The 15,442-nt window shown below is 72.3% G+C and carries 13 protein-coding genes and 1 pseudogene; 10 read left to right on the top strand and 4 right to left on the bottom strand.

Annotated features, from left to right (window positions below; all coding sequences use genetic code 11):
* The first annotated feature begins 696 nt into the window (after positions 1–696).
* Positions 697–1,797, top strand: a complete 1,101-nt coding sequence (locus ACZ3ZE_RS31735) for a hypothetical protein (protein ID WP_361169601.1) — start codon at positions 697–699, stop codon at positions 1,795–1,797.
* 213 nt (positions 1,798–2,010) lie between these two features.
* On the opposite strand, the pseudogene ACZ3ZE_RS31730 reads toward ACZ3ZE_RS31735, so the two are convergent.
* Positions 2,011–2,172, bottom strand: a pseudogene (locus tag ACZ3ZE_RS31730) (SMI1/KNR4 family protein); the annotation flags it as partial.
* Between the two features lie 96 nt (positions 2,173–2,268).
* Between ACZ3ZE_RS31730 and argC the strand changes: the two are divergent.
* The 5 genes from argC to ACZ3ZE_RS31705 are packed head-to-tail and all read left to right on the top strand — an operon-like array spanning position 2,269 to position 7,120.
* Complete coding sequence (gene argC, locus ACZ3ZE_RS31725) at positions 2,269–3,297, top strand: N-acetyl-gamma-glutamyl-phosphate reductase (protein ID WP_361169598.1); 1,029 nt, start codon at positions 2,269–2,271, stop codon at positions 3,295–3,297.
* Positions 3,294–4,445 carry a bifunctional glutamate N-acetyltransferase/amino-acid acetyltransferase ArgJ gene (argJ, locus tag ACZ3ZE_RS31720; protein WP_361169595.1) on the top strand — a complete coding sequence of 384 codons (1,152 nt, stop codon included), beginning with the start codon at positions 3,294–3,296 and terminating at the stop codon, positions 4,443–4,445. The genes argC and argJ overlap by 4 nt, the downstream gene beginning before the upstream one ends.
* Positions 4,442–5,374: an acetylglutamate kinase gene (gene argB / locus ACZ3ZE_RS31715; RefSeq protein ID WP_361169592.1), complete on the top strand. Its 933-nt coding sequence runs from the start codon at positions 4,442–4,444 to the stop codon at positions 5,372–5,374. The genes argJ and argB overlap by 4 nt, the downstream gene beginning before the upstream one ends.
* Positions 5,371–6,576: an acetylornithine transaminase gene (locus ACZ3ZE_RS31710; protein ID WP_363291359.1), complete on the top strand. Its 1,206-nt coding sequence runs from the start codon at positions 5,371–5,373 to the stop codon at positions 6,574–6,576. The genes argB and ACZ3ZE_RS31710 overlap by 4 nt, the downstream gene beginning before the upstream one ends.
* A 7-nt stretch (positions 6,577–6,583) precedes the next feature.
* Positions 6,584–7,120: an arginine repressor gene (locus ACZ3ZE_RS31705; protein WP_361169586.1), complete on the top strand. Its 537-nt coding sequence runs from the start codon at positions 6,584–6,586 to the stop codon at positions 7,118–7,120.
* Between the two features lie 134 nt (positions 7,121–7,254).
* Here ACZ3ZE_RS31705 and ACZ3ZE_RS31700 read toward each other — a convergent pair whose 3' ends face one another.
* Entirely contained in the window at positions 7,255–7,860 is a 606-nt protein-coding gene (locus tag ACZ3ZE_RS31700) for a pyridoxamine 5'-phosphate oxidase family protein (protein ID WP_361169583.1), read from the bottom strand.
* Positions 7,861–7,929: 69 nt separating this feature from the next.
* On the bottom strand, positions 7,930–9,201 hold the full coding sequence (locus ACZ3ZE_RS31695) for a hypothetical protein (protein ID WP_467261594.1): 1,272 nt from the start codon (positions 9,199–9,201) through the stop codon (positions 7,930–7,932).
* Between the two features lie 215 nt (positions 9,202–9,416).
* Between ACZ3ZE_RS31695 and argH the strand changes: the two genes are divergently transcribed.
* The 3 genes from argH (at position 9,417) to ACZ3ZE_RS31680 (ending at position 13,083) form a co-directional block, all read left to right on the top strand.
* A complete protein-coding gene (gene argH / locus ACZ3ZE_RS31690) occupies positions 9,417–10,844 on the top strand; it encodes an argininosuccinate lyase (RefSeq protein ID WP_361623417.1) in 1,428 nt (475 codons plus the stop codon).
* 146 nt (positions 10,845–10,990) lie between these two features.
* Entirely contained in the window at positions 10,991–11,542 is a 552-nt protein-coding gene (locus ACZ3ZE_RS31685) for a TetR/AcrR family transcriptional regulator (RefSeq protein WP_361169574.1), read from the top strand.
* Entirely contained in the window at positions 11,542–13,083 is a 1,542-nt protein-coding gene (locus tag ACZ3ZE_RS31680) for an MFS transporter (protein WP_442305418.1), read from the top strand. The genes ACZ3ZE_RS31685 and ACZ3ZE_RS31680 overlap by 1 nt, the downstream gene beginning before the upstream one ends.
* A 187-nt stretch (positions 13,084–13,270) precedes the next feature.
* Here ACZ3ZE_RS31680 and ACZ3ZE_RS31675 read toward each other — a convergent pair whose 3' ends face one another.
* Positions 13,271–13,942 carry a lysophospholipid acyltransferase family protein gene (locus ACZ3ZE_RS31675; RefSeq protein WP_361169568.1) on the bottom strand — a complete coding sequence of 224 codons (672 nt, stop codon included), beginning with the start codon at positions 13,940–13,942 and terminating at the stop codon, positions 13,271–13,273.
* Between the two features lie 234 nt (positions 13,943–14,176).
* On the opposite strand from ACZ3ZE_RS31675, the gene ACZ3ZE_RS31670 reads away from it, so the two are divergent.
* Positions 14,177–15,376 (top strand): glycerophosphodiester phosphodiesterase, encoded by a 1,200-nt coding sequence (locus ACZ3ZE_RS31670; protein WP_361169565.1) that lies wholly within the window; start codon positions 14,177–14,179, stop codon positions 15,374–15,376.
* Positions 15,377–15,442: the final 66 nt, after the last annotated feature.

Below are 15,442 nucleotides of genomic sequence, written 5' to 3'. Positions count from 1 at the left end.
CTGGACCTGTACACCCGATTCGTCTCCTGGCAGGCCGACCGCCGCACCCACCGACAGTCAGCCGCAGCGGAAACGACGACACAGGGAGCAGCCCCCCAGTTCAAGGCCTACTTCGACCCCGCCGTCGATACCGCCGCGGCCATCGTGCACAGCGTGATGGGCGCCGGGGCCGCAGTGCTGTTCGGGACCACGGGACAGATCAGCGGTGGGTACGCCGCCCTCGTCGTCGGAGTGTCGGCGCCCATGCTGCTCACTCAACTGGGCCGCATCCAGACGGTGAACGAGGCGGTGACGGGCGAACGGCAGCCGGCCGGGGCGGCCACGGAAGCCGAGGCGCCCGCTACTGCGGTTGGCAGTGCCATGGGGATGGGCGGTGCGGATGGCTCCGGCGCCGTTTTCTCCCCGCCCCGAGCGGCGCCGCCGTCCGTGCCCTCCGCGGATCACGCGGTCCGGCCCTCCGCCCCTGCGGAAGGACCGCAGCCCCCTGCGCGTCACACGCGTTCGCCAGGGCAGCCCGCCCCAGTGGCGGACGCCCGTACGCCGGAACCCGCATCCGGCGAGCTCCCCGCGGAACGAACACAACGCCCGGATCCCACGTCCCCTCCCCGCGGACCCGTCCGACGGATCGGGGCCTGGCTTCGATGGTCTAGGCACGCGACGATGGGGGCAGGGGCCCGCGCTCGGGGAGGAGGGGCTGTGAACAGCAGTCCGTACCTGCTGAGCGAAGACCGCGGCGAGTACGAGCGGCTCCTCGACCAGGTGCTGCGTACCGCTCCCGAACGACCGGGGTTGCAGGCGGTCGGAGAGAGGCTCAACACCGAGCAGCTGCGCACCATGCTGCTGGGTGCCACCAACCGGATCGTGCCGGCTGCGGCGACCGAGTACGAGTACTACGTGCGAGTCCGGAAGCAACACCGTGACTCGGCAACCCCGTCCGAGTCCTCAGGCGCGGTGTCCTCGTCCTCGCGCTCGGCGTCCGGCCACCCCGGCTCCGGGAACCGGGCCACAGTCCGCCGTGACTCGGCAGGTCTGGGCCATCGGTTCGGGGCCGCCTTGCTGGGTGGCGGACCACCCGGAGGCCGCCGGATCAGCGACGGAGTCGCTCCGCGGCGGTGGGCCGGGATGTCCTTCAGCCGTCGTCTGCTGGCAGGGCTGCTCGGGCTACGCGTACGCCCAGAGGTACCGAAGGCGGCGGGGACTCGTACACCGCGTACGTCCGAGCAGCGGCCGGCCAGGCATGAGCCACTGGCCGAGGAAGCGACCGGAGCCGGTGCACTCGCCGTGGCCGCTGTCCTGGCGCCGTTGGTCGCGGGCACCGTCGCGGTGATCTCCCTGCTGGTCGGCTATGTCCTGACCATGTTCAACCCGCCGCCCTCGTTCGCGAGCACCATGGTGGCTGTGGGCTGGTGGTTCGCGGCGATCACTGCGGCAGCCGTCCTCGTCGCCGTCACCGGTCTTGTCATCACCGCCCTGCGCGATGGCTCGACGTCACTGGCGGCCGAGGAGCAGGTCGAGGATCTGCAAGATGACGTGTCTCGCGCCAAGGAGGCCTGGCGGCAGGCCTTGGTGGAACGTGGCATCCTGCCGTTCCTGCGTGACGAGCTCGCCGATCCCAGCGCCGGTCCCGCCCAGCACATTCCGCACCGCTCACCCAACCGCATCCCGAATCTCGGCTACACCAGCCCGGGCTTCCCCGGCCCGGCAGGCGGGCCCAGACCCACCTATTCCACGCCCGACTTCACCACGCCCGACTTCACCACACCCGGCCCGGGAGGCGCGGAACCCCGCTCGGAATGACGCGCTCGGTCAGGCCGTGCTCCCCACGTACCACCACCATCGCTGCCGCACCGCAACTGACGGGCACCCGCAACGCATCGCTTGCCCTGCCCGCTACGCCAGGGGGCCGAGGTCCCCTTCGAGGACTGTCTGGCTCGCGGATCTGCAGGGGGTCGGTCAGCGTGCCGGGGTACGCGGTGAGGGTGCGCAAGTGGGGCAGTTCGGCGACGGGGCCAGCAACTCCAGGTCCGCCGAAGGGGCCGGAACCGCACCGGGAGCCGGTTCACGGAGACGGCGCCAGGGCTCGGGGAGAGCGCCGTCGACCAGGATGAGCGCCCCCGGGTGCGGGGTGCCGATGCCGGGTTCCACCGCGGGGCCGGGACCCAGCAGGCGGAGCAGACCGTACGCCGGGGCGCTGACATCACCCCCACGCAGGTTTTGCATAAAACTGCAGCCGTGCGTATAGTCATGCCATCCAGGAGGAGGGTTTCGATGACGGTACGAGCAGCGGTCGCCGGTGCGAGCGGATATGCGGGCGGTGAGCTCCTGCGCCTTCTTCTCGCGCACCCCGAGGTCGAGATCGGGGCCCTGACCGGCCACTCCAACGCGGGCCAGCGCCTCGGCGGACTCCAGCCGCACCTGCTGCCGCTCGCCGACCGGGTGCTCGCCGAGACGACCGCCGAGGTCCTCGCCGGGCACGACGTGGTGTTCCTCGCCCTGCCGCACGGGCAGTCCGCCGCCGTCGCCGAGCAGCTCGGGCCGGACACCCTGGTGGTCGACATGGGCGCCGACTTCCGGCTCCGGGACCCGGCCGACTGGGAGACCTTCTACGGCTCCCCGCACGCCGGGACCTGGCCCTACGGCCTCCCCGAACTGCCGGGTGCCCGTGCCGCGCTGGAGGGGTCCAAGCGCATCGCGGTCCCCGGTTGCTACCCGACCGCCGTCTCGCTCGCGCTCTTCCCCGCCTACGCGAACGGGCTCGCCGAGCCCGAGGCAGTCGTCGTCGCCGCCTCCGGCACCTCCGGCGCCGGCAAGGCCGCCAAGCCGCACCTCCTCGGCTCCGAGGTCATGGGCAACATGTCCCCGTACGGCGTCGGCGGCGGCCACCGGCACACCCCCGAGATGATCCAGAACCTCAGCGGACCGGCGGGGGAGCGGGTCACCGTCTCCTTCACGCCCACCCTCGCGCCGATGCCCCGCGGCATCCTCGCCACCTGCTCGGCCGCCGCCCGGCCCGGCGTCACCGGCGAGACCCTGCGCGCCGCGTACGAGAAGGCCTTCGCGGACGAGCCGTTCGTCCACCTGCTCCCCGAGGGGCAGTGGCCGGCCACGGCCTCCGTCTACGGTTCCAACGCCGTTCAGATCCAGGTCGCCCACGACCCGGCCGCGCACCGGATCATCGCCATCAGCGCCATCGACAACCTCACCAAGGGCACCGCCGGCGGCGCGGTGCAGAGCATGAACATCGCCCTCGGCCTCCCCGAGGAGACCGGACTTTCCACGATTGGAGTCGCTCCGTGAGCGTCACCGCAGCGAAGGGATTCACGGCCGCGGGCATCGCGGCCGGGATCAAGCAGAACGGCAACCCGGACCTGGCCCTCGTGGTCAACACCGGGCCCCGCCGCGCCGCCGCGGGAGTCTTCACCTCCAACCGCGTCAAGGCCGCCCCCGTCCTCTGGTCCCAGCAGGTCCTCGCCGACGGCGAGCTGACCGCCGTCGTCCTCAACTCCGGCGGAGCCAACGCCTGCACCGGCCCCCAGGGCTTCCAGGACACCCACGCCACCGCCGAGAAGGCCGCCGACGTCCTCGGCATCGGCGCCGGCGAGGTCGCCGTCGCCTCCACCGGACTCATCGGCGTCCTGCTCCCCATGGACAAGCTGCTGCCGGGCGTCGAGAAGGCCGCGGGCGAGCTCTCCGCGCACGGCGGCGAGAAGGCCGCCATCGCCATCAAGACCACCGACACCGTCCACAAGACGGCCGTCGCGGCGAAGGACGGCTGGACCGTCGGCGGCATGGCCAAGGGCGCGGGCATGCTCGCCCCCGGCCTCGCCACCATGCTCGTCGTCCTCACCACCGACGCCGACGTCGACGCCAAGGGCCTGGACGCCGCCCTGCGGCAGGCCACCCGGCTCACCTTCGACCGGGTCGACTCCGACGGCTGCATGTCCACCAACGACACCGTCCTCCTGCTCGCCTCCGGCGCCGCCGGGGTCACCCCCGCGCAGGACGCGTTCGCCGAGGCCGTACGGGAGGTCTGCGACGACCTGGCCCGCCAGCTCATCGGCGACGCCGAGGGCGCCAGCAAGGACATCCGTATCGAGGTGATCAACGCGGCCACCGAGGACGACGCCGTCGAGGTCGGCCGCTCCATCGCCCGTAACAACCTCCTCAAGTGCGCCATCCACGGCGAGGACCCCAACTGGGGCCGGGTGCTCTCAGCGATCGGCACCACCTCCGCCGCCTTCGAGCCCGACGAGCTGAACGTCGCCATCAACGGCGTCTGGGTCTGCCGCAACGGCTCCGTCGGCGAGGACCGCGAGCTCGTCGACATGCGCTACCGGGAGGTCGTCATCACCGCCGACCTCGCCGCCGGGTCCGAGTCCGCCGTCATCTGGGCCAACGACCTCACCGCTGACTACGTCCACGAGAACAGCGCGTACTCCTCATGAGCGACTCCACGAGCGAGTCCAAGAACTCGGCCCGCAAGCACACCGCGCTGCCCAAGGCGCAGACCCTCATCGAGGCGCTGCCCTGGCTCACCCGCCACCACGGCAAGACCGTCGTCATCAAGTTCGGCGGCAACGCCATGATCGACGACGAGCTCAAGGCCGCCTTCGCCCAGGACGTCGTCTTCCTGCGCCACGCCGGCCTCAAGCCGGTCGTCGTGCACGGCGGCGGCCCGCAGATCAGCGCCGCCCTCGACCGGGCCGGACTCGTCAGCGAGTTCAAGGCCGGTCTGCGGGTCACCACCCCCGAGGCGATGGACGTCGTACGGATGGTGCTCGCCGGCCAGGTCCAGCGCGAGCTCGTCGGGCTGCTCAACCAGCACGGCCCGCTCGCCGTCGGCCTCACCGGCGAGGACGCCCACACGATCACCGCCACCCAGCACCGGCCCGTGATCGAGGGCGAGCGGATCGACATCGGCCGGGTCGGCGAGATCACCGCCATCGACACCGGCGCCATCCAGGCCCTTCTGGACGACGGCCGCATCCCGGTCGTCTCCTCCATCGCCCGCTCCCAGGACGACCACCATGTCTACAACGTCAATGCTGATACGGCGGCTGCGGCACTCGCTGCGGCGCTGGGCGCCGAGACGCTGATGGTCCTGACCGACGTCGAGGGGCTGTACGAGGACTGGCCCCACAGCGACGAGGTCATCAGCCGGCTCACCGCGACCCAGCTGGAGAAGCTGCTGCCCGAGCTCTCCAGCGGGATGGTCCCCAAGATGGAGGGCTGTCTGCACGCCGTGCGCAACGGGGTCACCACGGCCCGCGTGATCGACGGCCGGGTCCAGCACTCGATCCTGCTGGAGATCTTCACGGACGAGGGAATCGGCACGATGGTCGTGCCCGACGCGACCACGGGGGAGACATCATGACGCAGGCGAGCAACGCCGGACTGACCCAGCGGTGGCAGGACGCGCTGATGGACAACTACGGCACGCCCCGGCTGCCGCTCGTCCGCGGCGAGGGCGCCCGCGTCTGGGACGCCGACGGCACCGCATACCTCGACTTCGTCGGCGGCATCGCCGTCAACGCCCTCGGCCACGCCCACCCGGCGGTCGTCGAGGCCGTGTCACGGCAGATCGCCTCCCTCGGGCACGTCTCCAACCTCTTCGTCGCCGAGCCCCCCGTCGCCCTCGCCGAGCGGCTGCTCCAGCTCTTCGGCCGCCCCGGCCGGGTCTTCTTCTGCAACTCGGGGGCCGAGGCCAACGAGGGCGCCTTCAAGCTGGGCCGGCTCACCGGCCGCCCGCACATGGTCGCCACCAGCGGCGCCTTCCACGGGCGCACCATGGGCTCCCTCGCCCTCACCGGCCAGCCCGGCAAGCAGACCCCGTTCCTGCCGCTGCCCGGCGACGTCACGCACGTGCCGTACGGGGACGTCGAGGCGCTGCGCGAGGCCGTCACCGAGGAGACGGCCTTCGTGATCATCGAGCCCATCCAGGGCGAGAACGGCGTCGTCGTCCCGCCCGCCGGCTACCTCAGGGCCGCCCGCGAGATCACCCGCGCCACCGGCACCCTGCTCGTCCTCGACGAGGTGCAGACCGGCATCGGCCGCACCGGGAACTGGTTCGAGCACCAGGCCCACGACGGCGTCGACCCCGACATCGTCACCCTGGCCAAGGGCCTCGGCGGCGGCCTCCCCATCGGCGCGACCGTCGCCTTCGGCCCGGCCGCGGACCTGTTCACGCCCGGCCACCACGGCACCACCTTCGGCGGGAACCCGGTCGCCTGCGCCGCCGGCCTCGCCGTCATCGACACCCTCGCCGCCGACGCGGCGCTCGACGAGGTCAAGCGGCTCGGCGAGAAGCTGCGCGACGGAATCGAGGCCCTGGGCCACCCGTTGGTCTCCCACGTCCGTGGTGCGGGCCTCCTGCTGGGTATCGTGCTCACCGAGCCCGTCGCGCCGCAGGTGCAGCAGGCGGCTCAGGACGCCGGTCTCCTGGTGAACGCGCCCGCCCCCGATGTCGTACGGCTCATGCCGTCGCTCGTCATCGGCGATGCCGAGGTGGACGTGTTCCTCCGGGCCCTGCCCGGTGTCCTGGACGTGGTGAACGGGGAAGGACGAACCGGAGAATGAGACGACGATGACCGACGCGCAGGAGAACGAGCACGGCGGGCCGTCCGTTCCGCAGACCCGCACCGCACGCCACCGCAGGATCGTCGACATCCTCAACCGGCAGCCGGTGCGGTCGCAGAGCCAACTCGCCAAGCTCCTCGCGGACGACGGACTGAGCGTCACCCAGGCGACGCTCTCCCGCGACCTCGACGAGCTCGGCGCCGTGAAGATCCGCAACACCGGCGGCGAACTGATCTACGCCGTGCCCAGCGAGGGCGGTTTCCGCACCCCGCAGGCCCCGCTCGGCGAGTCCGCCAAGGAGGAGCGGATGCGCCGCCTCTCCGGCGAGCTGCTGATCTCCGCGGAGGCCTCGGCCAACCTGGTGGTGCTCCGCACCCCGCCGGGCGCCGCCCAGTTCCTCGCGTCGGCCATCGACCAGGCCGAGCTCCACGCGATCCTCGGCACCATCGCGGGCGACGACACCCTGTTGCTCATCTCCCGCGACCCGGCCGGCGGACAGGCCCTCGCCGACCACCTGCTGCGCCTCGCCCAGAAGGAAAGCTGAACACCCCTTCGTACGGCGTGATCAGCACCGTGTGATCACTGCCGTGTGATCACTGCCGTGTGATCAGTACCGCGTGATCGCCGTCGGCCCGCCCCGCGTGCCGACGGCGATGTGCGGCCGGCGGCCCCGCCGGGCTAGCGGGCCGACCGGGGGAGCGGCGGCAGCGGGAGCTCCAGCGCGGGCAGCCCGTCGAGGCTCGTCGCGATGTACTCCTTGCCCTCGCAGTACGTGTTGAACTCCTCGTCGGTCTTGCGGTTGAAGTACTCCGCGTGCAGCTGCCGGTCCTCCTGGTACTCCATCCGCGGGACCGCGAACCCGCAGGAGTCGCTGACCCGCCGCGCGTGCACCACGACGATGGCCCGCGCGCTGCCCTGCCCCTCGACCGCCTCGGCCGGGAAGCGCGCGAACAGCTCGCTCCAGCGCGGGTCGTCCCGGAACACGACCTCCCCGTCCCCGTGCACCCGCACGACGGTAGGCGGCCCGGAGAACGCCGTCCACATCAGGGTGATCCGCCCGTTCCCCGGCTCGCGCAGGTGCGCCAGGGTCTCGGCGGTGCTGCCGCCGAAGTCCACGTAGGCGAGGGTCAGTTCGTCGAGGACGACGAGGGTCCCCCGCCGCCCCTTGGGCGAGAGATTGACGTGTCCGTCGCCGGAGAGCGGCGCGGTGGCCGCGAAGAAGACCGGCTGGGCCTCGATGAAGGTGCGCAGGCGCCCCTCGATACGTTCATATGTTTTCCCCATGGCGCCCATCCTCCCCGAAGCCCCATCGGCGCAGGTGGGGCGGGGGAGTTCGGCCCGTCCCCGGCACCGTCACCCTCGCGGGCCGAGGGCGCGGCGCGCCTGGTACCGGACGACGGGATCGGCGTCCCCGGAGAGCCGCCGGACCGTCTCCTCGTACGCCCACGAGCCGTGGTCCCGCAGCAGCCGCAGGGCGCGGATCCGGACGTGCGGGAGCCGGCCCGGCTCGGTGCGACCGAGGAGTTCGTGCTCCGGCAGCCGGTCCGCCCATGGGGCCAGGGTGCGCGCGGCCTCCCGTACGACACCCGGCGCGGGGTCGTCGAGCAGGGCCAGCAGCCGCGGGAAGTCCGTGACCTCGAACGCGCGCAGGCCCGCGACAGCCGAACTGCGTGCCAGCGGACGCGGATGCCCGGTCAGCGCCCACAGCACGGGGAGGTCGACGGCCCGCTCACCGCACTCCGCGATCCCCAGGGGCGCGCGGTCGGGCATGGTCGCCGGGTCCGCGCAGGCGGCGCGGTACAGCGCGAGCGGGTCGACGCCGTCCTGGCGGAGCACCCAGCGGGCGCAGGCCCGGACGGTCCCCGACCGGTCGTACAGGTACGGCTCCCCCTCGGCGTGCCGCCCGGCCCGGCGCAGCGCGGTGACCCCCGCGGCGCGCACCCGGCCGGTGCGGGCGGCGAGCAGCGGGCCGAGCGTCTCCTCCGGGGCGTCCGCCGCCGCGGCGGCGTCGGCCGCCGTGTCCTGGACGGCAGGGTCGGGGTCGACGGAGGCCATCTGGGCCAGCTCGCGCGGTGTGAACAGGCACCGCTCGACACCGATCCTCAGGGCGAGCCGCCGGGTGGTCCGGTCCCGGTGCGTGAACAGGGTGGCGAGGACGTCCCTGGTGGCGGTGCGCAGCCACTCCTCCAGGAGGGCCGCGCCCTCGGCGGCGCGCAGGCGCCCCCGGATCCGCAGGATCACGGGAGCGGTGGCGGTGAGGGTGGCCGCGTCCGCGGAGGGCAGGGCGGCGGCCAGGACGGCCCGGGCCCGCTCCCGTACCGGTGCGACCCAGTCGGCGGCTCGGATCGCGACGAGGGGGAGCAGGGCGGGCCGGTCGGCCGCGTGGGTGAGCGCGGCCTCGCGGATCCTGCCGTCCGGGCTGCACAGCGCGTGGACGAGCTCCCGCTCCGGGAGGGCGCCGGGGAACAGGGAGCGCAGACCCGCGGGGCGCCCGGGTGCGGCCCGGTCCCGCGGGTCGGCCGGCGGCCGGAGCGTGCCCTGGCGGATCGCCGTGCGCACGCCCTCGTCCAGGTCCGTCCAGGTCTCCGGGCGCCAGGTCTCCAGGCGTGCGAGGTAGGTCGACATGCGCGGAGCCTAGGTCGCTCGCCCGAGCTCCCGCCTGCGGTTTTCCATCAGCGGTGTTCCAGCCATCGAACCCGCATTGACAAAATCATACGGAGGTCTGCATAGTTATACCCATCGCTGAGTGAGTATCGATGAGTGGGGCAGAGGAGAGCGTGACCTCACCGGATCCCGACTCGTTCAGGCCTCGAAACCACCCGCCAGAGGAGCAATCAGCAGTGAGCAGCAACAACGGTGACGTCCGGCTCTGGGGCGGACGGTTCGCCGACGGTCCCGCCGAGGCCCTGGCGAAGCTGTCCGCGTCGGTCCACTTCGACTGGCGTCTCGCGCCGTACGACATCGCCGGCTCCCGCGCCCACGCCCGGGTGCTGCACAAGGCCGGGCTGCTGACCGAGGACGAGCTGACCCGCATGCTCGACGGTCTCGACCGGCTCGAAGCGGACGTCGCCGACGGCTCCTTCGTCGGCACGATCGCCGACGAGGACGTGCACACCGCCCTGGAGCGCGGCCTCCTGGAGCGCCTCGGCGCCGACCTGGGCGGCAAGCTGCGCGCCGGCCGGTCCCGCAACGACCAGGTCGCGACCCTCTTCCGGATGTACCTGCGGGACCACGCCCGGATCATCGGCGGCCTGATCGCCGAGCTCCAGGACGCCCTGGTCGGACTCGCCGAGGCCCACGCGGACGTCGCCATGCCGGGCCGTACGCACCTCCAGCACGCCCAGCCGGTGCTCTTCGCCCACCACGTCCTCGCCCACGTCCAGTCCCTCTCCCGGGACGCGGAGCGGCTGCGGCAGTGGGACACCCGTACGGCCGTCTCCCCGTACGGCTCCGGCGCCCTGGCAGGCTCCTCGCTCGGGCTCGACCCGGAGGCGGTCGCCAAGGACCTCGGCTTCGAGCGGGGCTCGGTGGGCAACTCCATCGACGGCACGGCCTCGCGGGACTTCGTCGCGGAGTTCGCCTTCATCACGGCGATGATCGGGGTGAACCTCTCCCGCATCGCGGAGGAGATCATCATCTGGAACACGAAGGAGTTCTCCTTCGTGACCCTCCACGACGCCTTCTCCACCGGCTCGTCGATCATGCCGCAGAAGAAGAACCCGGACATCGCCGAGCTGGCCCGGGGCAAGTCCGGCCGCCTCATCGGCAACCTGACCGGCCTGATGGCCACCCTCAAGGCCCTCCCGCTCGCCTACAACCGCGACCTCCAGGAGGACAAGGAGCCGGTCTTCGACTCCTGTGACCAGCTGGAGGTCCTGCTGCCCGCCTTCACCGGCATGATGGCCACGCTCACCGTCAACCGGGAGCGCATGGAGGAGCTGGCCCCGGCCGGCTTCTCGCTCGCCACCGACATCGCCGAGTGGCTGGTCAAGCAGGGCGTGCCGTTCCGGGTGGCGCACGAGGTCGCCGGCGAGTGCGTGAAGGTCGCCGAGTCGGAGGGCAAGGAGCTCGACGAGCTGACCGACGAGCAGTTCGCCAAGATCTCCGAGCACCTCACCCCCGAGGTCCGCACGGTCCTCAACGTCCCCGGCGCCCTCGCCTCCCGCGACGGCCGGGGCGGCACGGCCCCCTCGGCGGTCGCCGCCCAGCTGGTCGAGGTCAAGGCCGACCTGGTCATCCAGCACGCCTGGGCCGACGCCAAGAAGTAGCGCGTACGTCATCAGGCGTCGACGCGGCAGCGCCGCCGTCCTCCGTATCCCGGAGGGCGGCGGCGCTTTCGTGTCTCCGCAGCCGAGAATGAGTCACTGCCCTCCTGAATGAGACAATGATGTCTCAGTTGGTGTATCGTCGTCTCATGTCAGTCGACCGCACCGAGGTGCTCCGCTCCGCCGCAGCCCTGCTCTCCCGCAAGGCGACCGCCACCATGGACGAGGTCGCGCGGGCAGCGGGCATCGGCCGGGCGACCCTGCACCGGCACTTCGCCGGGCGGGACGCGCTCGTCCGGGCGCTGGAGCAGCTGTGCATCGAGGAGACCGAGGCCGCCCTCGACGGGGCCCGCCTCGACGAGGGGCCGGCCGACGAGGCCGTCCGCAGGCTGATCGGGGCGTCGGAGGCCGTCGCCCCGCTGCTCGCCTTCCTCTACACCGAGAACCAGCTCTTCGAGGGCGGGCAGCAGAACGACGGCTGGACCCGCCTCGACGACCGGCTCTCCGCACTCTTCCGGCGCGGCCAGGAACAGGGCGTGTTCCGGATCGACCTGACCCCCGCCTGGCTCTGCGAGGCCTTCTACGGGCTCATCGGCTCGGGTGCCTGGGCCGTCGCCGACGGGCGGGTCGCCGCCAAGGACTTTCAGTACATGATCGCCGAGCTGCTGCTCGGCGGAGCACGCAGGAGCGTGGAGAAGTGATCACCGACACCGTCAAGCACGAGAGCCATATCGAGGGCGTCCGCCGCCCCGGCCGGTGGCTCGCCCTCGCCGTGCTCGTCCTGGCCGTCCTGCTCGTGGCGGTCGACGCCACGGTGCTGGGCCTGGCCACCCCCTTCCTCTCCGAGGACCTGAAGCCCTCCGGCACCCAGCTGCTGTGGATCGGTGACGTCTACTCCTTCGTCATCGCCGGTCTGCTGGTCTCCATGGGCAGCCTCGGTGACCGCATCGGCCGCAAGAAGCTGCTGCTCACCGGCGCCGTGGCCTTCGGCGCCGTCTCCGTGCTGAACGCCTACGCGACCAGCCCCGAGATGATGATCCTGGCCCGCGCCCTGCTCGGTGTCGCCGGTGCCACCCTGATGCCGTCCACACTCGCCCTGATCCGCAACCTGTTCCACGACCCGCGCGAGCGCAGCCTCGCCATCGGCATCTGGGGCGCCATGGCCTCGGCCGGTGCCGCGGTCGGCCCGGTCGTCGGCGGCTTCCTGCTCGAACACTTCTGGTGGGGCTCGGTCTTCCTCATCAACCTGCCCGTCATGGCCGTCCTGGTCCTCGTCGGCGTCAAGATGATCCCCGAGTCGAAGAACCCGAACCCGGGCCCCTGGGACCTGCCCAGCGTCGGCCTCTCCCTCATCGGCATGATCGGCGTCGTCTACGCCGTCAAGGAGCTCGCCGCCAACGGCGTCACCCTGGAGGTGGCCGTCGCCGCCGTCGCCGGCATCGGCGCCCTGACCTGGTTCGTGCGCCGTCAGCTGACCCTGCCGGCCCCGCTCCTGGACATGCGCCTGTTCCGCAACCGCGGTTTCTCCGGTGCCGTCCTCGCCGACCTGCTGACCATCCTGGGCCTGTCCGGCCTGGTGTTCTTCCTGTCCCAGTTCTTCCAACTGGTCCAGGGCCGCCAGCCGCTGGAGGCCGGACTCGCCGAACTGCCCGCCGCCGTCGGCGCCGTGACGGCCGGTCTGCTCGCGGGCCGCGCCGCCCGCCGGTTCTCCGTACGGTCGGTGGTCGCCGGCGGTCTCGCCGCCATCGGCCTGGCCCTCGCGGCCCTGACCGCGATCAGCCGGTCCACCGACTACCCGCTGCTCGGCGTGAGCCTGCTCGTCGTCGGCGTCGGCGCGGGCCTCGCGTTCACCGTCACCGCCGACGTCATCCTGTCCAGCGTCCCGAAGGACCAGGCCGGTTCCGCGTCCGCCGTGTCCGAGACGGCGTACGAGCTGGGCGCGGCGCTCGGCATCGCGGTCCTCGGCTCCATCGTGACCGGCGTCTACCGGGGTTTCACCGCCCCGGCCGGCATCCCTGCGGACACGGCCGCCGCGGCCCACGACTCGCTCGGCGGCGCCGTCGAGGCCTCCGCGGGCCTCGCCCCGGACCAGGCCGGCGCGCTGGTCTCGGCCGCGCAGGACGCCTTCGTCGACGGCCTGCGGATCGCGTCCGGCGTCGGCGCGGCGGTCCTCCTCGCGACCGCGGTCGCGGCCTGGTTCCTGCTGAAGGGCCAGAAGCTGGCGGACGGCGTCGAGCACTGACGGGCTGACCCGTCAGCACGACGCGCACGCCACGTAGGCCACAGGCCACGCATGCCACGTAGGCCGCGTACGCCACGTCCGGCACGTGCATCACGTATCGCCACGTACGCCACGCACGCCACGCACAACGAAGGGCGCCCCCATAGCGGGGGCGCCCTTCGCCGTATCGGGCGCTGGTGACGCGCGCTTACGCGGCCTTCGCCTTGGTGGCGTACATGTCCACGTACTCCTGGCCGGAGAGCCGCATGACCTCCGCCATCACCGAGTCCGTCACCGCCCGCAGGACGTACCGGTCGCGGTCCATGCCGTCGTAGCGGGAGAACTCCATCGGCTCGCCGAAGCGGACCGTCACCTTGCCCGGCCGCGGGAAGCCCGCGCCACCCGGCTGCAGCTTGTCGGTGCCGATCATCGCGAACGGGACCACCGGGGCGCCGGTCATCAGGGTCAGCCGCGCGATGCCGGTACGGCCGCGGTAGAGGCGCCCGTCGGGGGAGCGGGTGCCCTCGGGGTAGATGGAGAAGATCTTGCCCTCCTCCAGCACCCGGCGGCCCGTCATCAGCGCCGCGACACCGCCGCGGCCACCGTCGCGGTCCACCGGGATCATGCCGACGCTGGTGAAGAACCAGGCCATCAGGCGGCCCTTGACGCCCTTGCCCGTCACGTACTCGTCCTTGCCGATGAAGAAGACCTGACGGTCCAGGCAGATCGGCATGATCATCGAGTCGATGAAGGTGAGGTGGTTGCCCGCGAGGATGACCGGACCCGTACCCGGGATGTTCTCCGCGCCCTCGACGCGGGGGCGGAACATGAGGCGCAGGACCGGCCCAAGAGCTGCCTTCATGAGCGCGAGACGGGACAACGGTTCCTCCGGTGTCGGGCGGGGCGGGCGTGCGCGGCTCGGTGGAGCGGCACGTGCAGGTGTGGACGATACTCGCGGGTCACCCCCTGTCGCACATCGGGTTCACGGAGTGGATACGTGGTGTTGACGTGTGTTTCCGCCATGTTCCGCCGAGGTCTGCCGCCCGTAGGGCGGCACTGCCTAGCGTCAGGACATCAGTTGACAGGTGCGGGACATCACACCGAAGGAGCGTTCATGACACAGGGCGAGAACAGGACCCCGGCGCGGCGAGCCGTCCTCGGCGCGGCGGGCGCGGCCGTCCTGGGCGGCTCGGCCGTCCTCGGCGCCGGCACCGCGCAGGCGGTCCAGTCGGCCGTCGCCGCGGACGCCGGGGCGGACCGCGGCCACGGGCACGGGGGCGACGGCCGCGGCTACCGCTCCCTGCCCGTCCCCACCGTCATCGGGCACCGCGGCGCCAGCGGCTACCGCCCCGAGCACACCCTCGGCTCCTACCAGCTCGCCCTCGACCTGGGCGCCCACGTCATCGAGCAGGACCTCGTCCCCACCAAGGACGGGCACCTGGTGTGCCGCCACGAGAACGACATCACCGGCACCACCGACGTCGCCGACCACCCCGAGTTCGCCTCCCTGAAGACCACCAAGAGCGTCGACGGCGTGTCGATCACCGGCTGGTTCACCGAGGACTTCACCCTCGCCGAGCTCAAGACCCTGCGGGCCAAGGAGCGGATTCCCGCCACCCGCCAGGAGAACACCCTCTACGACGGGCGCTGGGCCGTACCCACCTTCGAGGAGGTGCTGCGCTGGGCCGAGCGCGAGGGCCGCCGCCGGGGCCGCGAGGTGTGGCTGCACGTCGAGACCAAGCACCCCACCTACTTCCGCTCGCTCGGCCTCGGCCTGGAGGAGCGCCTCGCCAAGCTGCTGCGCCGCTACGGCCGCCACCGCGCGAACGCGCCCGTCTTCCTCCAGTCCTTCGAGCCCGGCAGCATCCAGCGCCTCGCCCGGCTCGTGGACTGCCCGCGCGTCGTCCTGCTCTCCGCGGCCGGCACCCGCCCCTGGGACTTCGTCGAGTCCGGCGACCCGCGCACCGTCGCCGACCTGGTCAAGCCCGAGGGCCTGCGCTGGATCGCCTCGTACGCGCAGGGCATCGGGCCGACGCTCGACCTGATCCTGCCCCGCGACGCGAGCGGCCGTCTCGGCGCCGAGACCACCCTGGTCCGCGACGCCCACGCGGCGGGCCTGATCCTCCACCCGTACACCCAGCGCAACGAGAACACCTTCCTGCCGGCCGAGTACCGGCGCGGCACCGACCCGACGGCGTACGGCGACGCGTTCGGCGCGCTGAAGCGGTTCTTCGGCACCGGCATCGACGGCCTCTTCTCCGACAACGCCGACACCGCACTGCTCGCGGCCGCGGAGTTCACGGCGGGGCGCTGAGCCCGGTACGGGAACCCGAAGGGCCCCGTACCCCCGACCGGGTGGATTCCGCCCGGATCCGCAACC

The organism is Streptomyces sp. NPDC023157 (genome assembly GCF_055560575.1).
Note: the sequence above shows the minus strand (reverse complement) of the source record. Positions and strands in the feature narration are given on the sequence as shown.